This window comes from Stenotrophomonas rhizophila (genome assembly GCF_007667275.1).
GTDB lineage: Bacteria > Pseudomonadota > Gammaproteobacteria > Xanthomonadales > Xanthomonadaceae > Stenotrophomonas > Stenotrophomonas maltophilia_AE.
On the sequence record NZ_VDQT01000001.1, the window covers coordinates 637,018 to 660,847 of the forward strand.

The 23,830-nt window shown below is 67.1% G+C and carries 19 protein-coding genes; 9 read left to right on the plus strand and 10 right to left on the minus strand.

Annotated features, from left to right (window positions below; genetic code table 11):
* Window positions 1–97: 97 nt before the first annotated feature.
* The 3 genes from FSZ13_RS02610 to cmk all read right to left on the minus strand — a co-directional run bounded on the left by FSZ13_RS02610 (window position 98) and on the right by cmk (window position 3,053).
* Window positions 98–403 (minus strand): integration host factor subunit beta, encoded by a 306-nt coding sequence (locus tag FSZ13_RS02610; RefSeq protein ID WP_017355596.1) that lies wholly within the window; start codon window positions 401–403, stop codon window positions 98–100.
* A gap of 89 nt (window positions 404–492) precedes the next feature.
* Window positions 493–2,178 (minus strand): 30S ribosomal protein S1, encoded by a 1,686-nt coding sequence (gene rpsA / locus FSZ13_RS02615; RefSeq protein ID WP_070209366.1) that lies wholly within the window; start codon window positions 2,176–2,178, stop codon window positions 493–495.
* Between the two features lie 194 nt (window positions 2,179–2,372).
* Window positions 2,373–3,053, minus strand: a complete 681-nt coding sequence (cmk, locus tag FSZ13_RS02620) for a (d)CMP kinase (RefSeq protein WP_145477869.1) — start codon at window positions 3,051–3,053, stop codon at window positions 2,373–2,375.
* A 193-nt stretch (window positions 3,054–3,246) separates the two neighbouring features.
* Here cmk and ykgO point away from each other — a divergent pair, with 193 nt between their 5' ends.
* The 6 genes from ykgO (at window position 3,247) to FSZ13_RS02650 (ending at window position 8,314) form a co-directional block, all read left to right on the plus strand.
* The gene (gene ykgO, locus FSZ13_RS02625; RefSeq protein WP_017355593.1) at window positions 3,247–3,372 is read left to right on the plus strand and encodes a type B 50S ribosomal protein L36; all 126 of its coding nucleotides are present in this window, start codon (window positions 3,247–3,249) and stop codon (window positions 3,370–3,372) included.
* Window positions 3,373–3,596: 224 nt separating this feature from the next.
* The gene (locus tag FSZ13_RS02630; RefSeq protein WP_145477870.1) at window positions 3,597–3,923 is read left to right on the plus strand and encodes a hypothetical protein; all 327 of its coding nucleotides are present in this window, start codon (window positions 3,597–3,599) and stop codon (window positions 3,921–3,923) included.
* A gap of 44 nt (window positions 3,924–3,967) precedes the next feature.
* Window positions 3,968–5,005 (plus strand): agmatine deiminase family protein, encoded by a 1,038-nt coding sequence (locus tag FSZ13_RS02635; protein ID WP_145477871.1) that lies wholly within the window; start codon window positions 3,968–3,970, stop codon window positions 5,003–5,005.
* A 640-nt stretch (window positions 5,006–5,645) separates the two neighbouring features.
* On the plus strand, window positions 5,646–6,533 hold the full coding sequence (locus tag FSZ13_RS02640; RefSeq protein WP_145477872.1) for a carbon-nitrogen hydrolase: 888 nt from the start codon (window positions 5,646–5,648) through the stop codon (window positions 6,531–6,533).
* A 22-nt stretch (window positions 6,534–6,555) separates the two neighbouring features.
* Window positions 6,556–7,086 (plus strand): GNAT family N-acetyltransferase, encoded by a 531-nt coding sequence (locus tag FSZ13_RS02645; RefSeq protein WP_145477873.1) that lies wholly within the window; start codon window positions 6,556–6,558, stop codon window positions 7,084–7,086.
* Window positions 7,079–8,314, plus strand: a complete 1,236-nt coding sequence (locus FSZ13_RS02650) for a TraB/GumN family protein (RefSeq protein WP_145477874.1) — start codon at window positions 7,079–7,081, stop codon at window positions 8,312–8,314. The genes FSZ13_RS02645 and FSZ13_RS02650 overlap by 8 nt, the downstream gene beginning before the upstream one ends.
* A gap of 135 nt (window positions 8,315–8,449) precedes the next feature.
* Here the strand turns inward: FSZ13_RS02650 and FSZ13_RS02655 are convergent, their stop codons facing one another.
* Genes FSZ13_RS02655 through FSZ13_RS02665 form a run of 3 tightly spaced genes read right to left on the minus strand, consistent with a single transcriptional unit; the run spans window position 8,450 to window position 16,199 of the window.
* Window positions 8,450–11,542, minus strand: coding sequence for an efflux RND transporter permease subunit (locus tag FSZ13_RS02655; protein ID WP_145477875.1), 3,093 nt, complete (start codon window positions 11,540–11,542; stop codon window positions 8,450–8,452).
* A complete protein-coding gene (locus tag FSZ13_RS02660; protein ID WP_145477876.1) occupies window positions 11,539–15,054 on the minus strand; it encodes an efflux RND transporter permease subunit in 3,516 nt (1,171 codons plus the stop codon). The genes FSZ13_RS02655 and FSZ13_RS02660 overlap by 4 nt, the downstream gene beginning before the upstream one ends.
* Window positions 15,051–16,199 carry an efflux RND transporter periplasmic adaptor subunit gene (locus FSZ13_RS02665; RefSeq protein ID WP_145477877.1) on the minus strand — a complete coding sequence of 383 codons (1,149 nt, stop codon included), beginning with the start codon at window positions 16,197–16,199 and terminating at the stop codon, window positions 15,051–15,053. Before FSZ13_RS02665 ends, FSZ13_RS02660 begins: the two co-directional genes overlap by 4 nt.
* A 206-nt stretch (window positions 16,200–16,405) precedes the next feature.
* Between FSZ13_RS02665 and FSZ13_RS02670 the strand changes: the two genes are divergently transcribed.
* Together FSZ13_RS02670 and FSZ13_RS02675 are read left to right on the plus strand one after the other, a co-directional pair.
* Complete coding sequence (locus FSZ13_RS02670) at window positions 16,406–16,801, plus strand: c-type cytochrome (protein ID WP_145477878.1); 396 nt, start codon at window positions 16,406–16,408, stop codon at window positions 16,799–16,801.
* An 8-nt stretch (window positions 16,802–16,809) separates the two neighbouring features.
* Window positions 16,810–17,271, plus strand: a complete 462-nt coding sequence (locus FSZ13_RS02675) for a c-type cytochrome (RefSeq protein WP_145477879.1) — start codon at window positions 16,810–16,812, stop codon at window positions 17,269–17,271.
* Window positions 17,272–17,477: 206 nt separating this feature from the next.
* On the opposite strand, the gene FSZ13_RS02680 is transcribed toward FSZ13_RS02675, so the two are convergent.
* Window positions 17,478–19,361: an ATP-binding cassette domain-containing protein gene (locus FSZ13_RS02680; protein ID WP_145477880.1), complete on the minus strand. Its 1,884-nt coding sequence runs from the start codon at window positions 19,359–19,361 to the stop codon at window positions 17,478–17,480.
* Between the two features lie 66 nt (window positions 19,362–19,427).
* Between FSZ13_RS02680 and dbpA the strand changes: the two genes are divergently transcribed.
* Window positions 19,428–20,804 (plus strand): ATP-dependent RNA helicase DbpA, encoded by a 1,377-nt coding sequence (gene dbpA / locus FSZ13_RS02685; RefSeq protein WP_145477881.1) that lies wholly within the window; start codon window positions 19,428–19,430, stop codon window positions 20,802–20,804.
* Window positions 20,805–20,854: 50 nt separating this feature from the next.
* Here the strand turns inward: dbpA and FSZ13_RS02690 are convergent, their stop codons facing one another.
* From FSZ13_RS02690 to FSZ13_RS02700, 3 genes are all read right to left on the minus strand, one after another.
* Window positions 20,855–21,394: an adenine phosphoribosyltransferase gene (locus FSZ13_RS02690; protein WP_145477882.1), complete on the minus strand. Its 540-nt coding sequence runs from the start codon at window positions 21,392–21,394 to the stop codon at window positions 20,855–20,857.
* A gap of 94 nt (window positions 21,395–21,488) precedes the next feature.
* Window positions 21,489–23,057, minus strand: a complete 1,569-nt coding sequence (locus FSZ13_RS02695; RefSeq protein WP_145477883.1) for a protein adenylyltransferase SelO — start codon at window positions 23,055–23,057, stop codon at window positions 21,489–21,491.
* Window positions 23,058–23,094: 37 nt separating this feature from the next.
* On the minus strand, window positions 23,095–23,787 hold the full coding sequence (locus FSZ13_RS02700) for a glutathione S-transferase family protein (protein ID WP_145477884.1): 693 nt from the start codon (window positions 23,785–23,787) through the stop codon (window positions 23,095–23,097).
* Window positions 23,788–23,830 lie beyond the last annotated feature (43 nt).

A 23,830-nucleotide genomic window follows, 5' to 3' on the forward strand; every position in this document is an offset into this window, starting at 1 on the left:
GCTCAACGTCCGTAGAAAGTAGAAGAAGGCATGCGTTGGGGTTCAAGAGTAGCCGAACCCATGCAAGGGGTGCATCCGCATTGGCGGATGACGTGGCTCAGGCAGGATCGCTTTCCAGCGGTACCACGGCGCTGACGCGCTCACGCAGTTCCTTGCCCGGCTTGAAATGCGGGACATGCTTGCCCGGCAATGCGACCGATTCCCCGGTCTTGGGGTTGCGCCCCAGCCTCGGCGGCCGGTAGTGCAACGAAAAACTGCCGAACCCGCGGATCTCGATGCGATCCCCGCCGGCCAGCGCCCCGCCCATCATTTCCAGCAACGACTTCACCGCCAGATCGACATCGTCCGACTTCAGATGCGCCTGCCGGCGCGCCAGGATTTCGATCAACTCGGATTTGGTCATTGCGGACTCGCGTCGAGGGTCTCAAACCCTGAAACGGCCCGGACAAGTGTCCGGGCCGCCCAGGAAACTACAGCTACGGCGGGGCCCGATTACTCGGACTTGTTGCCGTTCAGCTGGGCGCGCAGCAGCGCGCCGAGCTGGGTGGTGCCGCTGGAAGCGGAAGAGGACTGGTATTCCTCCAGCACTTCGCGCATTTCCGCGTCGTCCTTGGCCTTGATCGACAGCTGCAGGGTACGACCCTTGCGATCCATGCCCACGAACTTCGCTTCAACCTTGTCGCCGACCTTCAGGAACTGGGTCGCGTCGTCGACGCGCTCGTTGGCAACGTCACGAGCCGAGACGTAACCTTCGATGCCGTCAGCCAGTTCGATGGTAGCGCCCTTGGCGTCCACTTCCTTGACCACGCCTTCGACCTTCGAACCCTTCGGGTTGGCAGCCATGTACTGACCGAACGGATCCTGCTCCAGCTGCTTGACGCCCAGGCTGATGCGCTCGCGCTCCGGATCGACGGCCAGGACGACGGCGTCCAGGTTGTCGCCCTTCTTGAAGTTGCGGACCACGTCTTCGCCGGTGGTGTTCCAGCTGATGTCGGACAGGTGCACCAGGCCGTCGATACCGCCGTCCAGGCCGATGAAGATGCCGAAGTCGGTGATCGACTTGATCTGGCCCGACACCTTGTCGCCCTTCTTGTGGATGGCAGCGAAGGTTTCCCACGGATTGGCGGCAACCTGCTTCATGCCCAGCGAGATGCGGCGACGCTCCTCGTCGACGTCCAGGACCATGACTTCGACTTCGTCACCGACCTGCACGACCTTGGACGGGTTGACGTTCTTGTTGGTCCAATCCATCTCGGAAACGTGCACCAGGCCTTCGACGCCCGGCTCGATCTCGACGAACGCGCCGTAATCGGTGACGTTGGAGACCTTGCCGAACACGCGGCTGTTGGCCGGGTAACGGCGGGCGATGTTGTCCCACGGATCCTCGCCCAGCTGCTTCAGGCCGAGCGAAACGCGGTTGCGCTCGCGGTCGAACTTCAGCACGCGGACGTCCAGCTCGTCGCCGACGTTGACGACTTCGGACGGATGGCGCACGCGCTTCCAGGCCATGTCGGTGATGTGCAGCAGGCCGTCGATGCCACCCAGGTCCACGAACGCGCCGTAATCGGTCAGGTTCTTGACGACACCCTTCAGGATCGCGCCTTCCTGCAGCTTGTCCATCAGCTGCTCGCGCTCTTCCGAGTGTTCGCTTTCGACGACAGCGCGGCGCGAGACCACGACGTTGTTACGCTTGCGGTCCAGCTTGATGAGCTTGAATTCCAGCTCCTTGCCTTCCAGGTAGGCCGGGTCGCGCACCGGGCGCACATCCACCAGCGAACCGGGCAGGAACGCGCGGACATCCTTGATGTCCACGGTGAAACCACCCTTGACCTTGCCGCTGATGCGGCCGGTGATGGTTTCGTTCTTTTCCAGGGCTTCTTCCAGCTCGTCCCACACCATGGCGCGCTTGGCTTTCTCGCGCGACAGGACGGTTTCACCGAAGCCGTTCTCGATCGAGTCGAGGGCGACCTTGACGACATCGCCTTCGGCGACGTCGATTTCGCCGGCGTCGTTACGGAACTGTTCGATCGGCACGATGCCTTCGGACTTCAGGCCGGCGTTGATCACCACGACGTCGCCGCGGACTTCAACGACAACACCGCTGACGATGGCGCCCGGCTTCAGCTTGGCCAGATTGGCCTGGCTGGCTTCAAACAGTTCGGCAAATGATTCGGTCATTAGATTTACTCTGTTGGACACATGGGCATGGGTTCCGGAACGGTTCCCTTTTACTGCCCGCCTGTTGGTCGACCCCGGTAACGCGAGTCGTGTGTTAAGTAGGAAAACCGCCACGCATCATTGCGGGACGGAGCTTGTGTTGCCTTGCATTGGTGCGACTGCCGCCGATGGATTGACGGCCTCCTTGCCACGGATCAGGCACCCGAAACCGGAAGCAGATCCAGTACCTTGGCAACGACGGTGTCGATGCCGATACCACTGGTGTCGATGACGACGGCATCATCTGCCGGCTTCAGGGGCGCCACTGTGCGCTGTGCATCACGGGCGTCGCGGGCCATGATCTCGCGCAGGAGGTCATCAAAGTTAACAGAAACCCCCTTGTCTTTCAACTGGTTATGCCGGCGCCCGGCCCGCTCCTCGGCACTGGCGGTCAGGAAGACCTTGAATGGGGCATCCGGGAAGATCACGGTGCCCATGTCGCGGCCGTCTGCAACCAGGCCCGGCAGAACCCTGAATGCGCGCTGGCGCTCTTTCAGCGCAGCGCGGACCTCGGGGATGGCGGCAATGGCCGAGGCCAGGGCGCCGGTGGTTTCCAGGCGCAACTCGTCGGTGGCGTCGGTCTCATTGACGATGACACGCAGCCCCCCGTCGGCCGCCTCGACGAAGCGCACATGGGTGTCGAAGGTGCACCGGACCAGCGCGGAGGCGTCCGAGGTGTCGATATCGGCCCAGCTCGCGGCCACCCCCACGGCCCGGTACAGGGCGCCCGAATCCAGGTAGTGCCAGCCCAGCCGGGATGCGACAATGCGGCTTACGGTCCCCTTGCCGGCCCCGGACGGGCCGTCGATGGTGAGCACGGGAGGTAGCTGATTCATGGGTTTCCCTGTGGATTTGACCCCCCATTCTAGCCCCTGCCCTACCGCTGCCGAGACCTTTTTGGTGCAACCACTTGAAAGGATGGAAAAAAGCCCGGTAGAATGGCGGGCTTGAACGAGCGTCACCTGCCGATTGTCGTCTGCATATCGCGGCCGCGCTCCAACCGAATCCACGTTTACGCCGAGGTATGCAATGAAAGTCCTGTCTTCCCTGAAGTCGGCCAAGTCCCGTCACCGCGACTGCAAGGTCGTCCGTCGTCGCGGCAAGATCTTCGTGATCTGCAAGTCGAACCCGCGCTTCAAGGCTCGCCAGCGCTGAGCCGAGGGCGTCACGGCCATCGGTCGCGACCTGCCTGAATAAAAAGCCGCCTCCGGGCGGTTTTTTATTGCCGATTTTGTTGTAATCGCCGGGTGTGCCACGACCACCGGTCATGGCTGCCTTGCCGGATCCGCCGGTAGATCATGACCGGTTGGTCCTGATGCCGTTGTTGGCCACGACCGCCGGTCGTGGCTCCTTTCTTGATGACTGGGGAGTAGATCGAGATGAAGCGTTACCTGACCACCCTGCCGCTGCTGGCCCTGCTGGCCTGTGCCGGCGCCCACGCCGATACCCTGCTGATCGACCGCACCAAGGAGCAGGCCGCGCCGGTGGTACCGGTGCGCGGCCAGACCGCCAGCCAGGTGCTGAGCGCGTTTGGTGAACCCACCGAGAAGCTGGAGCCGCGTGGCGGCCAGAAGCGCCAGTGGCCGACCATCAACCGCTGGGTCTACCCGATGTTCACCGTGTACTTCGAGAAGTCAAAGGTGATCGACGTGGTGGCCAACAAGGCCGACGCCAACGAAGTCGGCCCGAAGCCGCCGATCCGCTGATCCACAACCACGCCCGCCGCCCGGCGGGCCATCGCATCGAGACCATGAACGACACGCTCCGCTTTCCGGCCGAATGGGAATCCCAGTCCGCCATCCTGATCGCCTGGCCCCACGCCGACACCGACTGGGCCGACCGCCTGGGTGACGTCGAGGACACCTACATCGCGCTGGTCGCGGCCATCACCCGCTTCCAGCCGGTGGTGATCATCGTGGCCGACGACGACCTGGAGGCGTACGCCGATGCGCGCCTGCGCTCGAACCGGATCGATACCGGGCGGGTGCGGTTCGTTACTGCGCAGTACGACGACACCTGGCTGCGCGATTCGGGCCCGATCACGCTGCGCCGCGCCGACGGCGGCTTCCGCCTGCTGGACTTCCGCTTCACCGGTTGGGGCGGCAAGTTCGAGGCAAGCCTGGACGACCAGCTGGTGGGCGTGCTGCACCTGGCGGGGCTGTTCGCCGACGCGGAGCTGCAGAGCATCCCGTTCGCGCTGGAAGGCGGGGCGATCGAAACCGATGGTGCCGGTACCCTGCTGACCACCTGGCAGTGCCTGCACGAGCGCCATCCGGACCGCGACCGTGCCTCGCTCAGCGCGGACATGGCCAGCTGGCTGGCGCAGGACCGCGTGTTGTGGCTCGACCACGGCTACCTGGAAGGCGACGACACGGACGCGCACATCGACACCCTGGCGCGCTTCGCGTCGGTGGACAGCATCGTCTACCAGGCCTGCGACGACAGCACGGACTCGCATTTCGCCGAGTTGCAGGCGATGGGCGACGAACTGGCGGCGCTGCGCACGGCCGACGGCCAGCCGTACCGGCTGTTCCCGCTGCCATGGGCACGCCCGGTGATGGACGAGGGCCGCCGCCTGGCGGCGTCCTACGCGAATTACCTGATCCTCAACGGCGCGGTGCTGATGCCGGCCTACGGCGACGTGGCCGACGACGCGGCGCGCGACGTCCTGGCCCAGGCCTATCCGAACCACGAGATCGTGCAGGTTCCCTGCCGCTCGCTGATCTGGCAGAACGGCAGCCTGCACTGCATCACCATGCAGCTTCCGGCGGGAGTTCTGAACGCCTGACACGCTTGAAACGGCGCTCCGCGCGCGTTCCGTGGTTGCATGTATCTGCTTGGAGCCGGGCTTGCCCGGCTTCATGCATTCGGGCGAACAACGTGCAGCTGATGCATGCCCCGACCCACCTCTCGACAGTGTGTCGTTGCCACGGGAAAAGCGGGAGACGGCCGTTGGCCGTCAGACGATCTCGATCAAATTCATGCGCAACCGAACGCCGACACGTTCACGGCGGTTGTTTGGGAACCAACCCTACCAACGTCGCGCGCCGCGCCTCTGTATGTGGCTGCCACATCAGGCGCCGACCATACGTCGGCGCACCCGCGTTTCCCTTGGCCACCGGCCAACTGTCGGAGAGTCGGCGGGGGTGGGTATGCGGGGGTGTGAGCGGCATGGATGCCGCGACCAAGCCCCCATGGATGGGTTTACGGCGCCCCCCGCATACCCACCCCCGCCGGCCCAGCTCAGACCGTGCCTCCGCCTGCGGCTGTTCGCTCAAATGTCTGAAGCCGCGCAGCGCCCGGCCCCGGGCGATCGCATGCAACCAAGCACTCCGCACCACCAGCCGTTGCCCTGCGTTTAGCGCCCGGCACGCGGTGCACACGCTTCCGCGATAAACTGGGTTTTTCCCCCAGCAGGACCGCCCCGGATGAGCTCTCGCCACACCCTTTCCGTCGCCCTGATCCAGGAGCGCAACCACGGTGACGCGGCCGCCAACCTGGCCGTGATCGAAACGCGCGTGGCTGAAGCGGCTGCCCGAGGTGCCAAGCTCATCCTGCTGCAGGAACTGCACAACGGCGCGTACTTCTGCCAGCACGAGTCGGTGGATGAGTTCGACCTGGCCGAACCGATTCCCGGCCCGAGCACCGAACGCCTCGGCGCGCTCGCCAAAAAGCACGGCGTGGTCATCGTCGGCTCGCTGTTCGAGCGCCGCGCCGCCGGCCTGTACCACAACACCGCCGTGGTGTTCGAAAAGGACGGCACCCTGCTGGGCAAGTACCGCAAGATGCACATCCCGGACGACCCCGGCTTCTACGAGAAGTTCTACTTCACCCCCGGCGACATCGGCTTCAAGCCGATCGATACCTCGGTGGGTCGCCTTGGCGTGCTCGTCTGCTGGGACCAGTGGTATCCGGAAGCCGCCCGACTGATGGCGCTGGCCGGTGCCGAACTGCTGCTCTACCCCACCGCCATCGGCTGGGACCCGGACGACCAGAAGGACGAACAGGGCCGCCAGCGCGATGCCTGGGTGCTCAGCCACCGCGGCCATGCCGTGGCCAACGGCGTGCCCGTGCTGAGCTGCAACCGCGTCGGCCATGAGCCATCGCCGCTGGGCGCCTCCGGCATCCAGTTCTGGGGCAACAGCCACGTGCTGGGCCCGCAGGGCGAGTTCATTGCCGAAGCCGGTGCCGAGCCGACCGTGCTGGTCTGCGACGTCGACCTGCAGCGCAGCGAACACGTCCGCCGGATCTGGCCGTTCCTGCGCGACCGCCGCATCGACGCCTACGGCGACCTGCTCAAGCGCTACATCGACTGATCCCCCACAGGAACCCCGCCCCGTGACCGTGCTGCTGCGCGACGCCACCGATGCCGATATTCCGGCCATCACCGCCATCTATGCCGTGGAAGTAACCGACTTCGTCAATACCTACGAGTACGACGTTCCGGATGCGGCCGAGATGCAGCGGCGCATGCACGACATTGTCGCGCGCGGGTTCCCCTACCTCGTGGCCGAGGTCGATGGCCAGGTCGCCGGCTACGCCTATGCCAACACCTACCGTGGCCGCATCGCCTACCAGTGGACGGTGGAAAACTCCGTCTATGTCGACGCCGCCTTCCAGGGCAAGGGCGTCGGCACCGCGCTGATGCAGGGCCTGATCGATACCTGCGTCGCGCGCGGCTACCGCCAGATGGTCGCCGTGATCGGCGAACCGTCCAACACCGCCTCGATCAAGCTGCACGAACGCTTCGGCTTCCACCTGGTCGGCATCTTCCGTGGCCTGGGCCGCAAGCATGGGCGCTGGCTGGACACGGTGCAGATGCAGCGCGCGCTCGGCGATGGTGTCGACAGCGCCCCTTCGAATGAATGATGAAATGACCGACAACCTGATGGACGACAACGGCGACACCCTGTTCGCCGGCCAACCCGTGCGCGTGGTCGAGCGCGATGGCGTGCGCTATACCCTGCTGGGCACCGCTCACGTTTCGCAGGCCAGCGTGGAGGTGGTGGAACGCGCCATCAACAGCGGCCGCTTCGATGCCGTCGCGGTGGAGCTGGATCCGCAGCGCCTGCAGGCGCTGACCAATCCCGATGCGCTGGCCAAGCTCGACCTGGTCGAGGTGATCCGCAAGGGCCGCGTGGCGCTGTTCGCCGCCAACCTCGCCCTGGCCGCCTACCAGCGCCGCCTGGCCGAACAACTGGGCATCGAGCCCGGTGCCGAGCTCAAGCGCGCCGTCGGCCTGGCCAACGAACGCAACCTGCCCGTGCACCTGATCGACCGCGAAGTAGGGCTGACCTTCAAGCGCGCCTCGCAGCGGCTGGGCTTCTTCGGCAAGATCAAGCTGGTCATGGGCCTGGGCACCGGCCTGTTCGCCTCCGAAGAGGTCGGCGAAGACGAGATCGAGAAGCTCAAGCAGGGTGACATGCTGGAAGCGAGCTTCGGCGAGTTCGCCAGCGAGAGCCCGGCGCTGTATGAAACCATCATCGGCGAGCGCGACCGCTACATGGCCACCCGCCTGCGCGAAGTGCACGACCCGGCCCAGCGCGAGGTCTTCACAGTGGTCGGCGCCGGCCACCTCGCCGGGCTGGCCCGGTACCTGGAAACCGATACCGAGGCACCGGGCCCGCTGCGCGAATCGCTTGAAGCGGTGCCGAAGAAACGCAACATCCCCTGGATCACCCTGGCCATCCTGACAATCGTGCTGGCCGGGATCGCGGTGGGCTTCTACCGCGGTGGACTGGGCGTGGGCACCGAACTGCTGGCGGTGTGGGCGATGTACACCGGCGGCCTGGCCGGCCTGGGTTGCCTGCTCGCCGGCAGCCACCCCCTCAGCATCCTCACCGCCATCGTAGTCGCCCCGTTCAAGCCGTTCCGGCTGAGCATCCCCACCGGCGCGTTCGCCGCGCTGGTCGAGGCCCGCCTGCGCAAACCGGCCTACGAGGACTTCCTCAAACTGCGCGACGACGCGCAGAGCGTGCGCGGCTGGTACCGCAACCGGGTCACCCGCGTGGTCCTGACCTTCATGCTGACCAACCTGGGCAGCATGCTCGGCCTGTGGCTGACCGGGTTCCAGGTCTGGCACAAGGTCGGTGGCTGACGGCGCCGTACCGACCAACGGTCGGTACCTACCCACGGGGACCGGGACCATGGATTCCCCGCGTGGATCGGAAAGGTAGGTATCGACCGTTGGTCGATACGAAAAGGGCCACGCATGTTGCGTGGCCCTTTTCATTCACGCCGGCTCGATCACCGCGTCGCTGCCCTTAGGCGGCAGGCCCCTTGCCCGCCGCACGATGCGGCCGGTGGCGATCGCCATGTCGTCCAGCATGGCGTAGATGGTCGGCAGGAACAGCAGGCTGACCACGGTCGAGAACGCCAGGCCGCCGGCGATGGCACGCGCCATCGGGTAGTACGGCGGGCCGTCGCCCAGCAGCTGGGTGTCGGTCAACGAAATCGGGATCATCGCCAGGATCGCCGTGCCCATGGTCATCATGATCGGGCGCAGGCGCTCGCGCGAGCCTTCCACCAGCGCCTGGGTGCGGGCCATGCCGCGGCGGCGCAGGTTGTTGATGTGCTCGATCATCACGATGCCGTTGTTCACCACCACGCCCATCAATACCAGGATGCCGATGAAGGACATGATCCCGAACGACGTCCCGGTCAGCCAGAACAGCCAGAACACGCCGAAGATCGAGAACAGCACCCCGCTCATGATGGCAGCCGGGAACAGCAGCGATTCGAACACCGCCGCCATCACCACGTAGATCATCACCAGCGCGATCACCAGGTTGAACATCATCTGCTGCATGGCTTCGTTGTCGTCGCCGAAATCCCCGCCGTCGAAGGTGAAGGTGTAGCCGGCCGGGAAGCTCATCGGCTTCAGCGTGTCCTCCATCGCCTTGCGGCCCTCCGGCGCGGTCACCTTCTCGGCCAGGTTGGCCTTGATGGTCAGCGTGGTCTGGCGATTGGTACGCCCCACCCGCGTCGCCGACGGCTTGATGCTGACGTCGACCAGGCTCAGCAGCGGCACCGAACGCCCGTCGCCGGTGCGCACGGTGAAACTGGCCAGGTCTTCCGGGCTGCTCTGTTCGGCCCCGGCGAAACGCACCCACACCGGCACCTCGCTGTCGCCACGGCGGAACTCGCGCATCGGCGCACCGCGCAGGGCCAGGCCGACGAAACTGGCGACCTGTTCGGCATTGAACCCGAACGCGGCGGCGCGTTCGCGGTCGACATGGATCGACAGCTCGCTGCCCTTCTCGCCATTGTCGATGCGTACGTCGCGCAGCTCCTTGCGCTGGGCCAGCAGCGGCACCACGTCCTCGCCGATCTGCTGCAGCATCTGGGTCGAATCACCCACCAGCTGCACCTCCACGCCCTTGCTGCCACCGCCGCCACCGTCGCCGCCCTGGTTGCCAACGATGTAGTCGGCACGTGCCGAGCGCGGCAGACCCTTGCGCAGCGACTCCTGCACCGCCGCCATGTTGCCGGCGTGCTTCTCGTCCAGGGTTACGATGGTGCTGCTGCCTTCCTGCTCGCTGTACCAGGAATAGACCTGGGTGATGTGCAGCTTCTCGCGGTTCTGGTCCAGGTACTTTTCCACCCGCGCGACCTCGTCGGACATCTGCTCGCGGGTGAACGCGCCCTTCCAGTTGTAGCCGATGAACACATCGGTGCCGCCTTCACCGCCGAACATGTCGACCTTGGTCAGCTTCATCGGTACCAGGCTGACCAGCACGACCAGCAGGATACCGAGTACGCTCCAGCCGCGGTGCTCCAGCGTCCACTGCAGCATCGTCGCATAGCGGCGCTGCAGCCGCGCGATCACGCCGCGCTGCGAATGCACCAGCTTGGGCGTCTGCATGCGCGCCGAGAGCATGGGGATCAGGCTCACTGCCACCAGCCACGACGCCATCAGCGAGACCGAAATGGTGATCGCGATCTGCGCCATGAAGATGCTGATGTTGTTGGTCTCGCCGAACAGGTTCGGCACGAACACGATGCAGTGGCACAGGGTGCCGGCGCTCAGCGCGATGGCCACGTTGCGGGTGCCGATGATCGACGCCTGCACCGGCTGGTCGGGCATGCGCTCGCGTTCCTGGTAGATGCTCTCCACCACCACCACCGCGTTGTCGACCAGCATGCCCACCGCCAGCAGCAGGCCCATCATGGTCAGGATGTTGAGCGTGACCCCGACGAAGTACATGAAGCCGAGGGTGATCACGAAACAGATCGGGATCGCCAGCGTCACCATCAGCGTGGACGGCCAGTGGCGCAGGAAGAAGAACAGGACCGTCACCGACAGCAGCAGGCCTACCGCACCGGCCTCGGCCAGTTCCAGCAGCGACGAGGTCACCGTCTTGCCCTGGTTGTCGATCACCCGGATGTTGACGTCGCGCATCGACGGCTGCTTGCGGATCGATTCGACTTCGGCCAGCGCCGCGCGCGACACCTCCACCAGGTTGGCGCTGCGCTCCTTGTAGATGTCCAGGCCCACCGCCGGATTGCCGTCCAGGCGACGGCCGTAGGCCATCCGCGTGGGCTTGAGCCGGATCTCGGCGATGTCGCCCAGGCGCAGGCCCTTGGTGTCGATCACCAGCTCACGCAGCTCCTGCAGGTCGGTGATTTCGCCGACCGGCTGGATCCGCACGCGCTGGCCGTTGTCGTCGATCTGCCCGGCCGAGATCGAGAAGTTCAGCGTGCGCAGGCGCTCGCTCAGTTCGTTGATGCTCAGGTTGTGCGCGGTCAGCCGATCGGGACTGATCGCGATTTCAACCTCGTTCGGCGGCGCGCCCGAGATCTCCACCCGCGCCACCCCGGGAATGCGTTCGATGCGCCGCTTGAACTCGCGGTCCAGCATGTCGTACGCGCCAGTGAGATCGGTGGCACTGGCCAGGCGCACCTTCAGCACCGGCTCGTCGCTGCTGGACCACTTGAACACGTTGTAGCGCTGCAGGTCGTCGGGCAGGTCGGAGCGGATCGCATCGATGCGCTCGCGCGCGTCGGAGGCGGCGATGGCGATGTCGCGATCCCAGTCGCTGAATTCGATGAAGATGCTGGCACCTTCGGAGGTGGCCTGGGAGCGCATGCGCTTGATCCCGGTCATTGTCGCCAGCGCTTCTTCGGTCGGTCGGATGATGGTGCGCTCGACTTCTTCCGGGGTAGAACCCGTGTAAGGCACCTGCACGAACAGGAACGGCGCCGAGATGTCCGGCAGCGCCTCCAGTGGCAGCCGGAACGCGGCGATCAGCCCCACCACCACCAGCGAGACGAAGCACATGATGGTGGTGATGGGACGGCGGATGGAAAACTCGGCGATGCTCATGCCGGCTCCTGTGCCGCGTCGCCGGCCGGTCCGACCGCCGCGCCCCGGTGCGCATGCTGGCGGCCCCGCTCGCGGTAGTAGGCATCGCCGCGGCGATCCAGCAGGTCGTACACCACCGGGATCACCAGCAGGGTCAACAGGGTGGACACCAGCAGGCCACCGATGACGGTGATCGCCATCGGCGCGCGCACTTCCGCGCCCTCGCCCATCGCCACCGCCAGCGGCAGGAACCCGAACAGCGTGCACAGCGTGGTCATGATGATCGGCCGCAGGCGCGAGCGCGCGCCTTCCACCAGCGCTTCGTGCTTGGCCACCCCGGCCTCGCGCAGCTGGTTGACCTTGTCGATCAGGATGATCGCGTTCTTGGTCACCAGGCCGACCAGCAGGATCAGGCCGATGAACACCACCACCGAGATCGGCTTGCCGGTGAGCATCAGCGCCAGGATCGCGCCGACCAGCGCCAGCGGGATGGTGAACAGGATCACGAACGGATGCAGCAGCGATTCGAACTGCGAGGCCATCACCAGGTACACCAGGAAGATCGCCAGGCCGAAGGCGAAGATCAGCGAGCGCGCCGATTCGGCCAGCTCCTCGCCCTGCCCGCCGATATGCATGCCAACGCCGGCACCCAGCGGATCCTTGGCCACCATGTCCTGCACTTCGCGCACGGCGCCGCCCAGGTCGATGTCGCGCAGGTTGGCCGAGACCACCGCGACGCGGGTCTGGTCGGCGCGATGGATCTCGCTCGGACCGTTGGTGGCGACCACTTCGGCCACCGCGTCCAGCGTCACCGGGCGCGTGCTGCCCGGGTTGACGATCAGGCGGCGGATGCTTTCCACGCTGGCACGGTCGCCTTCCTGCGCACGGACCAGGACGTCGATCTTGCGGTCGCGGAAGCTGTAACGGGTGGCCACGTCACCGCGCACCTTCTTGACCACCACATCGGCGATCTGCCGCGTGGTCAGGCCGAGTGCGCCGGCACGTTCCTGGTCGAAGCGGATCTGGATTTCGGGGAAGCCCTCTTCCACGGTCGACTTCACGTCGGCGTAGTGCGGATTGCTGCGCAGGCGCGCAGCCAAGGCCTGACCGGCGCGTTCCAGCGTGGCCATGTCCTGGCCGCGCAGTTCCACTTCCAGCGGCGTGGAGAAGCTGAACAACGCCGGCCGCGCGAAGTCGACCTGCACGCCCGGGTGGCCGCGCATCGAGTCGCGAAGGCGCTCGGTGATCGCCGCCTCGGTGCGCGCACTGCCGCCGTCGGCCATGACCACGGTCAGCTTGCCGATGTTTTCGCCGCTCTCGGTCGGGCTGGCATCCAGCCGCGTACCGCTGCCGCTGACGCCATACAACGAGGTGATGCTGTCGTCCTTGGCATGCGCCAGCTGCAGCTCGCGCACCAGCGCATCGGTCTGCTTCAGCGGCGTGCCGGCCGGCAGCTTGGCGGTCATCTCGAACCGATCCTGGGCCAGCTGCGGGATCAGGTCCGCGCCCAGCATCGGCACCACGGCCAGGGTGGCGACGAAGGCCAGCCCGGCCAGACCCAGCACCTTGCCGGGATGGGCCAGCGCGCTCGGCAACAGCCGCAGGTAGCCACGTTCGGCGCCCGAGTACGGCTTCATCGCCAGGTCGCTGGCCTTGCGCATCACCGGACCGATCACCGCGGTGAGTCCGCGCCACAGCTTCACCACCATCCAGGCGATGCCGAACACGGTCCAGCGCAGCAGTGCGCCCAGCCCGCGGCGGCTTCCGGCCACCGGCTTCAGCCAGCGCTGTTGCGGCTGCCAGGCGGCCTGCGCCTGCTCTTCCGGGAACGCCAGCGGCGGCCGACCCTTCAGCGAGCTCAGCATCGGGATCAGGGTCATCGCCACCAGCAGCGAGATCGCGATGGCGATGGCCACGGTCAAGGCCTGGTCGCGGAACAGCTGCCCGGCGATGCCATCGACGAACACCAGCGGCAGGAACACCGCAATGGTGGTCAGGGTCGAGGCGACCACGGCCATGCTGACCTCGCGGGTGCCGACGATGGCGGCCTGCAGCACCCCGAGGCCACGCTCGCGCGCCTTGGCGATGCTTTCCAGCACCACGATCGAATCGTCCACCACCAGGCCGGTGGCCAGTGCCAGCCCGCCCAGCGACATCACGTTCAGGCTCAGCCCCAGCTGGCCCATGAAGAAGAACGTGGTGATGATCGAGACCGGCAGCGACAGGCTGATCACGAAGGTGCTCCAGCCATCGCGCAGGAACAGGAAGATGATCAGGATCGCCAGCAGGCCGCCGATCACCGCATCCTTCTTGACGTCGCTGATCGCGTGTTCGATGAAGCGCGACTGGTCTTCGATGGTGGTCAGCTCGGCGTCGCCGGGGATCTGCGCCTTGATCTGCTCGAGTTTCGCGCGCAGCGCTTCGGCGGTGGCGACGGTGTTGGCATCGCCCTCCTTGTAGATCGCCAGCTCCACCGCTTCGCGGCCGCCCAGACGGATGATCGCTTCGCGTTCCTTGTAGCCCTGGCGCACCGTGGCCACGTCCTTCAGGCGCACCGGCACGCCGTTGGCGATGTTGGTCGAGCTGCTGCTGGATGCACTCTGCGCTGCCGAGGCGGCAGCGACGGCGGCATCCGAACCGGTCGACGCGGCAATGGCGAACATCTGCTGCATGGCCGCGTCCGCAGCGCTGCCGGTGCTGCTCTGGGTGGTCACCAGCAGGTTGCGGATGTCTTCCAGGTCGGCGAACTGGTTGACGGTGCGCACCAGGAAGCGCTGCGAGCCTTCCTCCAGGCGCCCGCCGGAAATGTTGATGTTCTCTTCCTTCAGCCGCTTGATGACGTTGTCGATCGGCAGGTTGAGCTGGGCCAGCTTCTGCTGGTCGATGTCGACCTGGATCTCGTCTTCAAGGCCGCCGCCCACCTTCACCGCGGCCACGCCGGCCACCGGTTCGAGTTTCTTCTTCAGGTCCTCGTCGGCATAGCGGCGCAGCGCGGTGAGCTGGCGCACGGCGTCGGCATCGCTGGCAGGATCGCCCTTGGCCGCGATCACCAGCCGCATGATCGGCGCGGTGGACGGATTGAAGCGCAGCAGCACCGGGGCCTTGGCCTCCAGTGGCAGGTTCAGCGCTTCCATCTTGTCGCGCACCTCCAGGCTGGCCTGGTCCATGTTGGTGCCCCAGGCGAACTCCAGCACCACGTCGCTCTGCCCGGTGCGCGAAATCGACTTGAGCTTGCGCAGGTTCTTGACCACGCCCACCGCTTCCTCAACCGGCTCGGTGATCAGGGTTTCGATTTCGCTGGGCGCCGCACCGGTGTATTCGGTGCGCACGGTCAGGGTCGGATAGCTCAGGTCGGGCAGCAGGTTGACCTTGAGGTTGCCGAGTGCGATCAGCCCGAACAGCACGAGCGTGATCATGAACATGAAAATGGTGACGCGGCGGCGGGTGGCGAACTCCACCAGTCCGCCGCCGGTTGCGCCCGGGTGGTCGCCCGGGTGCGGTTCGCTGCCGTGATCGTGGCCGGCGGAACTCATTGACGGGTCTCCGCCTTGGCCGGTGCGGCCTTGCTGGCCACGGCCGGTGCCGGCTTGTCGCCGATCACCTGCACCGCCGTGCCGTCGCGCAGGGCGACCTTGCCGGCGGTGACCACCCTGTCGCCGACCGCCAGCCCGTCGCGGATTTCCACCCACGGGCCTTCGGCGTAGCCGAGCTTGATCGGCACCCGCGCCACCTTGCCGTCGCGCACGCGGAACACCGCCGGATCGCCATCATCGAGCAGGGCCAGGCGCGGGACCACCAGGGCATCGGCGCGCTGGTCGTAGTCGATGCGGATGCGCCCGAACATGCCTGGCTGCAGGCCGGCGGCGTCTTCGCCGAAGCCGCTGACCACGCGGAAGGTGCCGCTGCCGGCGTCGACCACGGGGGAAATGCGATCGACCGTGCCCGGGAAGGACTTGCCGGGCAGCGCGTCGGCCACCAGCGTCACCGGCTGGCCGGGCCGCAGCGTGGCCAGCTCGCGCTCGGGCACGTTGAGGGTGGCTTCCAGCCGCGAGTTGTCGACGATGCGGAAGATCGGCGTGTTGATCTGCACGAAGTTGCCGGTCTTGATCGACCGCGAAGCGATCACGCCGGAGATCGGCGCCACCACCGTGGTGTAGGACAGCTCCAGCGTCGCCAGGCGGTACTGCGCGCGCGCATTTTCCAGGTCGTAGCGCAGCTGGTCGACGTCGGCGGCGCTGACCATCTGCTGGTCGACCAGCCGGTTGGCGCGCTGATAGCTGTTTTCCAGCTTGCGCATCTGCGCTTCGCTCTGCGCCACCGCCAGGCGTGCGCGGTCCGGGTCCAGCCGCACCAGCGGCTGGCCGGCGCGGACCTGTTGTCCTTCCTCGACCAGCACCGCGAGCGCCACGCCGGAGGTCTTGGCCACCACCTGCGATTCGGCGCGCGCTTCCAGCGCGGCGGTGCCGGTGTAGCTGGCCGCGACCGCGCGGCGGCTCGCCGCCACCGCTTCGACCGGCACCGCTTCGGGCGCTTTTTCGGCCTTGGCGTCCTTTTCAGCCGCGGACGCCTCGCCGGCCGGGCCGCCGGCCCCGCAGCCGCCGAGCAGCAGCGTCGTGGTGATGAGCAGCGCGGCGGCGCAGGTTCCGGTGCGGCCGGGCAGAAGAGAGATTCGCAACATCGTCGTGTCCCTGAAGGATGCGTGGGCAGGTGTGGTAGCAAAGTAATGCACCACGTCACGACAACACCATATCCCAAAGGTCATGGTGACCTGCAGCCGCTTGTCGGCAATGCCCGGTTTCAGCTAGATGAAAACGCAGGCTATACTCGGGTCAGTTCCGTACCCCACGCCGGAACGACCAGAACCCGTATACCGGAAACGACATCATGCGCCCGCAGCCGCTCGCCGCTTGTCTTGCTCTGGCCGTCCTCCTGCCCTTCGGGGTTGCCGTCCAGGCCGCACCTGCCGTACCCGCAGTTCCCGCCCCACCCGCCGCTGCCCCGGCAGCCGCGCCCGCCGCCCCGGCCCTCACCGGGCAGTTCGACAACGGCCGGGTGCTGGCCTACACCTGCCAGGGGTGCCACGGCATCACCGGCTACAAGAACGCCTACCCCAGTTACCGGGTACCGAAGATCGGTGGGCAGACCCAGCAGTACCTCAGCCAGGCGCTGAGCGAGTACCGCCAGGGCAAGCGCCGGCATCCGACGATGCAGGCGCAGTCGATGAGTTTCAGCGAACAGGAGATCGCCGATCTCGCTGTTTACCTGTCCACCGTCAAATAAGCGCGCTCATGACGAAAGCCACGCCGTTCAAGCGTTACGCCATCGCCCTGTCCGTTACTCTGCTGCTGGCTGCGTGCTCGCAGTCGCAGGTGGAAAACAGCGCAGATTCCGCCGCCGACCCGGGCCACGCCAGTGGCGAGCATGGGTCGGGCTCATCCGCCGGCCTGCCCACCGGCCGCATTGCCCAGGGCCAGGGCCGCGCCCAGGTCCGCAGCAAGGCCACCAACCAGAGCTGCATCGACTGCCACGGCGTCGACGGCAACAACCCGATCGACCCGACCTACCCCAAACTGGGCGGGCAGTACGGCGACTATCTGGCGCATGCCCTGCAGGCCTACCGTTCGGGGGATCGCCAGCATGCGCTGATGACCCCGCAGGCGGCGGACCTGAGCGACCAGGACATTGCCGACCTGGCCGCGTATTTTGGATCGCGACCGAGCCAGCTGCGGGACCTGCACGGGGTCAAATGATCTGCGCGCCATGCGTGTGATCCCACGGATTCCGTGGGACACGCATGGCGTGTCGCTACGATCCAACGCCATCGGCCTGTGCGCGTAGCGGTTCGTAGGGACGCGCCATGCGTGTCCACCGCGCGCAGCGCGGCCAGGGCATCCGAAGGCATTCCAACGCCGCTCCCGACACCGGGACCGACGTGTGGACCCGCCGAAGCCGCAGATCAGGAATCCAGCTCTTCCCACCGCTTGTACGCCGCATCCAGTTCAGCCTGCACCGCCCCCAGCTTCTGGGTATGCGCCGCCATGTCCGGCGCGCTGCGCTGGTAGAACGCGGGATCGTTCATCGCGGCGGTCAGGCCTTCGACATCCTTTTCCAGCGTTTCGATCTTCAACGGCAGCTGCTCCAGCTCACGCTGGTCCTTGAAGCTGAGCTTGCGCCTGGGTGTCGCCGGTGCCACCGAGGCTGCCGGCGCGGCAGCCGGCCTGGCCGCAGGCACCGGCGCCGCGGCCGTTGCCGCTTCCACCCGCGCCACGTGCCGCTGCCAGTCGCTGTAGCCACCGACGTACTCGCCGACCACGCCATCGCCTTCCATCACCATGGTGGAGGTGACCACGTTGTCCAGGAAGTCACGGTCATGGCTGACCAGCAGCAAGGTGCCGGTGTAGTCGCCGAGCAGCTCTTCAAGCAGCTCCAGCGTTTCCACGTCGAGGTCGTTGGTCGGTTCGTCCATCACCAGCAGGTTGGACGGCTGCGCGAACAGCTTGGCCAGCAGCAGGCGGTTGCGCTCGCCACCGGACAGGCGGGTGATTGGCGCACGCGCGCGCTCGGGGGTGAACAGGAAATCCTGCAGGTAGGCGTGCACGTGCTTGCGCTTGCCGTTGACCTCGAGGAAGTCGCGGCCTTCGGCCACGTTCTCGATCGCGGTCCAGTCCTCGCGAAGCACCGAACGGTACTGGTCGAAGTAGGCGATCTGCAGGTTGGTGCCGGCGCGCACTTCGCCGCTGTCCGGCGCCAGGTCGCCCAGCAGCAGCTTGAGCAGCGTGGTCTTGCCGCTGCCGTTGGGTCCGATCAGGCCGATGCGGTCGCCGCGCAGGATGGTGGTGCTGAAGTCCTTGACCATCACCCGCTCACCGAACGCGAACGAGATGTCCTTGACGTCGATGACCTTCTTGCCGGAGTTCTCCGCCTGCGACGCTTCCATGCGCACGTTGCCGCCAAGCTCGCGGCGCTGCGAGCGCTCGTTGCGCATCGCCTTGAGGCGGCGCACGCGTCCTTCGTCACGGGTACGCCGGGCCTTGATGCCCTGGCGGATCCAGACTTCCTCCTGCGCCAGCAGCTTGTCGAAGCGCGCGTTTTCCTGCGCCTGCGCGTTCAGTCGCTCCTCGCGGCGGCGCTCGTAGTTGGCCCAGTCGCCCGGCCAGCTGGTGACCTGGCCGCGGTCGATCTCGACGATGCGGGTCGCCAATGCGCGCAGGAAGCGACGGTCATGGGTGACGAACACGACGCTGCCGTTCCAGTTCTTCAGGAACATTTCCAGCCAGTCGATCGCTTCGATGTCCAGGTGGTTGGTCGGTTCGTCCAGCAGCAGCAGGTCCGGCGCCGAAACCAGGGCGCGGCCCAGCAGCACCCGGCGCTTCATGCCGCCGGACAGGCGGGCGAACTCGGCATCGCCGTCCAGGTCGAGCTTGGTCAGGGTTTCGCTGACCCGCTGGTCCAGGCCCCAGCCGTTGGCGGCATCGATCTTGGCCTGCACCGCCGACAGCGCATCACCGTCGAACTCGTCGGCCACGCTGAGGTGGTGGAACTCGGCCAGCCACTGGCCGAGCTCGCCGAGGCCGTCGGCGACCACGTCGAACACGCTGCCGGCGGCGCCGTGCGGCACTTCCTGTTCCAGGCGGGTGATGCGCACCCCCTGCTGCACGCGCACTTCTCCATCGTCGGGCTTGTGGTCGCCGGAGAGCAGCTTGAGCAGGGTCGATTTGCCAGCGCCGTTGCGGCCGATCAGGGCGATGCGCTCGCCCGGTTCGATCGACAGTTCGGCTTTTTCCAGCAACAGCGGGCCGCCGACGCTGAAGTCGACGTTTTGCAGAGTAATCAGAGGCATCCCGCCATTGTACGGGCTGGCGGTGCGCGGCGTCGCCCGCGGCAGCCCGAACGGGTAGAATGTGGCATGAACGAATTCTCCGAACTGCCCCTGTCGGCCTCGCTGGCGGCGGGCATCGACGCGCTGGGCTATACCCAGATGACCCCCGTGCAGGCGCAGGCGCTGCCGGCGATCCTGGCGCGCCGCGACCTGATCGCCCAGGCCCCGACCGGCAGCGGCAAGACCGCCGCCTTCGGCCTGGGGCTGCTGCAGGCGCTGGACCCGGCGGTCATCCGCGCCCAGGCGCTGGTGCTGTGCCCGACCCGCGAACTGGCCGACCAGGTCGGCAAGCAGATCCGCAAGCTCGCCACCGGCATCCCCAACCTGAAGCTGGTGGTGCTGACCGGCGGCATGCCGCTGGGCCCGCAGCTGGCCTCGCTGGAAGCGCATGACCCGCATGTCGTGGTCGGAACCCCCGGCCGCATCCAGGAACTGGGCCGCAAGCGCGCGCTGAAACTGGGCGGGGTGACCACGCTGGTGCTGGACGAAGCCGACCGCATGCTCGACATGGGCTTCGAAGAGCCCATCCGCGAGATCGCTGGACGCACCAGCAAGGACCGGCAGACCCTGCTGTTCTCTGCCACCTACCCCGATGAAATCCGCGAGATCGCGCGGGTGCTGCTGCGCGATCCGGTGGAAGTGACCGTGGAAGGCGCCGACCATGCGCCCGCGATCCGCCACCTGTTCTGCGAGGTGGACCTGGCCAGCAAGCAGAAGGCGCTGGCCGGGCTGCTGCTGAAGTACAACCCCGAATCGACCGTGGTGTTCTGCAACACCCGCCGCGATGTCGACGACGTAGCGGTGTCGCTGCAGGAGTTCGGTTTCTCCGCGCTGCCGCTGCACGGCGAGATGGAACAGCGCGACCGCGACGAAGTGCTGGTGCGCTTCGCCAACCGCAGCTGCAACGTGCTGGTGGCCAGCGACGTGGCCGCGCGCGGGCTGGACGTGCAGGACCTGGCGGCGGTGATCAACTACGAGCTGCCCACTGATATCGAAACCTACGAGCACCGGGTGGGCCGGACCGGCCGTGCCGGCGCGACCGGGCTGGCCATCAGCCTGGTGACCGGCCGCGAACGCAACCGCGCCGACGCGCTGGAAGCGGCGCAGGGCAAGCCGCTGGACTGGCAGAAAACCCCGCTGGCCACCGCCCGCCCGGCGGTGCTGCCGCAGGCGGCGATGGAAACGCTGCGCATCGATGGCGGCAAGACCGACAAACTGCGCCCGGGCGACATCCTCGGCGCGCTCACCGGCGAGGCCGGGTTGTCGGCGAAGGCGATCGGCAAGATCGACATCTATGCCACGCGTTCGTACGTGGCGATTGCCCGCGAGCATGCCGGCAAGGCGATCGCGCGCCTGGAAGCCGGCAAGATCAAGGGCCGGCGGTTCCGCGTACGCAAGATGTAAGCGAACGCGCCAAGCACGCGTAGGGACACGCCATGCGTGTCCTCGGGATATCAATACACCAGGTTGGCCAGCAGCGGCACGTCGCGGGTCCAGCGCTCACGGCCGCCCAGGCCGGCCAGCTCGACCAGCACGGCGGCGCCGACCACGTCGACCTGCAGCTGCCGCGCCAGCGACAGCGCCGCCAGCAGCGTGCCGCCGGTGGCCAGCACGTCGTCCACCACCAGCACGCGTGCACCGGCCGGCAACGCGTCGGCATGCACTTCGATGCTGTCGGTGCGGTATTCCAGCGTGTACTCCTGCTTCAAGGTGCGCCCCGGCAGCTTGCCCGGCTTGCGCACCGGCACGAACCCCACGCCCAGCACCCGTGCCATCGCCGCGCCGAGGATGAAGCCGCGCGACTCGATGCCCATCACCGCATCCAGGCGCGCATCGCGCCACGGCGCCACCATCGCGTCGATCGCCGCCGCGAAATCCGCGCCGTCGGCCAGCAGCGGCATGATGTCCTTGAACAGGATGCCGGGCTTGGGGAAATCGGAGACGTCGCGCAGGCGGCCGGCCCAGGTCGGGACGGGAGTCGAAGAATCGGTCATGGTCATGCAGCAACAAAGGGTGGCATAGGGTAACCCGACCGGCCCGGATCACCGTGCAGGCGGCTTTGCCGGGTCGGGCCGAAGCCCTCCGGACTCAGGAACTGCAGGACAGCATCGAGCAGCCGGCCTTGTCGCGCGCCCACTCCGGCCGCTTGCCGGCGTAGTGATCGCGCCCGGGCTGGACCTCGTAGGGACGGCGCAATACGTCCTGCAACGCATGCACGCCGCTGAGGTCGCCCTGCTCGGCCAGCTCGATCGCCTCCTGCGCCAACCAGTTGCGCAGCACGTACACCGGATTGGCCGCGCCCATGCGCTGCCGGCGCTGCGCGGGATCCAGGCGGTCGGACTGCAGGCGCTGCGCATACCCCTGCAGCCAGCCCTGCAGCGCCGGCAACACGCCGGCGCGGCGGTCGGCGCTGTAGAACGCCTCCTCCAGCACCGCCACGTCCGGCGCCTGCGGATCGAAATCGATCAGGCCGCGGAACGCCAGGGTCATGTCCATCTCGCCGTCGTGCAGGATCTGCAGCCAGTCGGCCATCAAGGCCAGGTCGTCGGCGTCGCGGCACGCGTCCAGGCCCAGCTTGGCCGCGGTATCGTCGCGCTCGCATCGCGCATGCACGGCCTGGAACCGTGCCAGCCCGGCATGCAGCGGCGCCACGTCATCGAACAGCGGCGACAGCGCCTGGGCCAGCCGGGTCAGGTTCCAGTACGCCACCTGGGGCTGCGTGCCGAACCGGTAACGCCGGCCCTGCGCATCAGTGGTGTTCGGAGTCCAGTCCGGATCGTAGTCATCCACCCAGCCATACGGGCCGTAGTCGATGGTGAGCCCGAGGATGGACAGGTTGTCGGTGTTCATCACGCCATGCACGAAACCCACCCGCATCCAGTGCGCGACCAGCACGGCGGTGCGCTCGCAGACCTGCGCGAACCATTGCGCATGGCGTTCGGCACCGGCGTCGGCCAGTTCGGGGAAATCGCGCGCGATGCAGAAGTCGACCAGCTGTCGAAGCAGCGCGCTGTCGCCGCGCGATGCGGGCAGTTCGAAGCTGCCAAAGCGCAGGAACGAGGGCGCCACCCGGCACACCACGGCGCCCGGTTCCGCAGCAGGATGACCGTCGTAGAACATGTCGCGCACGACGCTCTCGCCGGTCCCCACCAGGGAAAGCGCGCGCGTGGTCGGCACGCCCAGGTGATGCATGGCTTCGCTGCAGAGGAATTCACGGATCGACGAGCGCAGCACGGCGCGGCCGTCTGCCCCGCGCGAGTACGGCGTCCGCCCTGCCCCCTTCAGCTGCAGCTCCCAGCGCAGGCCATCCGGCGCCAGCAGTTCGCCGAGCGAAATGGCGCGGCCGTCGCCGAGCTGCCCCGCCCAGTGGCCGAACTGGTGGCCACCGTAGTTGGCGGCCCAGGGCTGCATGCCTTCATAGAGGGCGTTGCCCCCGAACACACGCGCAAAATCCGCACTCTCCAGCAGGTCCGGCCCCCATCCCAGCTGCGCCGCCAGCTCGGGCGAATACGCCAGCAGCGTAGGCGCGGCGACCGGCGTGGGCACCACCGCCGACCAGACAGCCCCGCGCACGTCACGCACGCGGGGGCCGGTCTCCTCGTCGCCGGGAAGATCCTGGATGAAACGGTTGTCGAAGCGCAGCGGTTCGGTGTTCATCCCCCAAAGGTGGGGGCAGCGGGCCGCGCCCGCAAGCTCACGCCGCGCCTGCCCCCAGGTCCAGCGGGCCGCCGCGTTCGACCGCGCGCTGGTAGGCCGGGCGCTGCTCGATGCGGGCCAGGAACGCCTGCAGCTTCGGGTAGCGTTCCATGCTGCCGGCACGGGATGCGGCGGCCTGGATCGGGAAGCTCATCTGGATGTCGGCGGCGGTGAAGCGCTCGCCCGCGAACCACGGGGCCGCGCCCAGTTCGCGCTCCATCCAGTCAAGGTGCAGCTTCAACTGCGGGCCAACGAAGGTCTTCATCACCTTGTCGGCAATACCGCGGGCGATCGGTTTGGCGAAAAACGGCATCGGCGCCTTGCGCACCCGCGCGAACACCAGGCTCATCAGCAGCGGCGGCATCGCCGAGCCTTCGGCGTAGTGCATCCAGTAACGGTAGCGCACGCGCTCGGCGGCCTGGGCAGGCATGGGTTCGGGGGACAGCACGCGCCCGCTGTCGTAGCGGTCGGCCAGGTATTCCAGGATCGCGCCGGACTCGGCCAGGACCAGGGCATCGTCCTGCAGCACAGGCGACTTGCCCAGCGGATGGATGTCGCGCAGCGCCTGTGGGGCCAGCCAGGTGGTGGCGTCGCGCTGGTAGTTGACCAGCTGGTACGGCAGGTTGAGCTCTTCAAGCATCCACAGCACGCGTTGCGAACGCGAGTGGTCCAGATGGTGCACCTTGATCATCGAACGGTCCGCTCAGGCAAAGCGCCATGCTACCCGGCGTGGC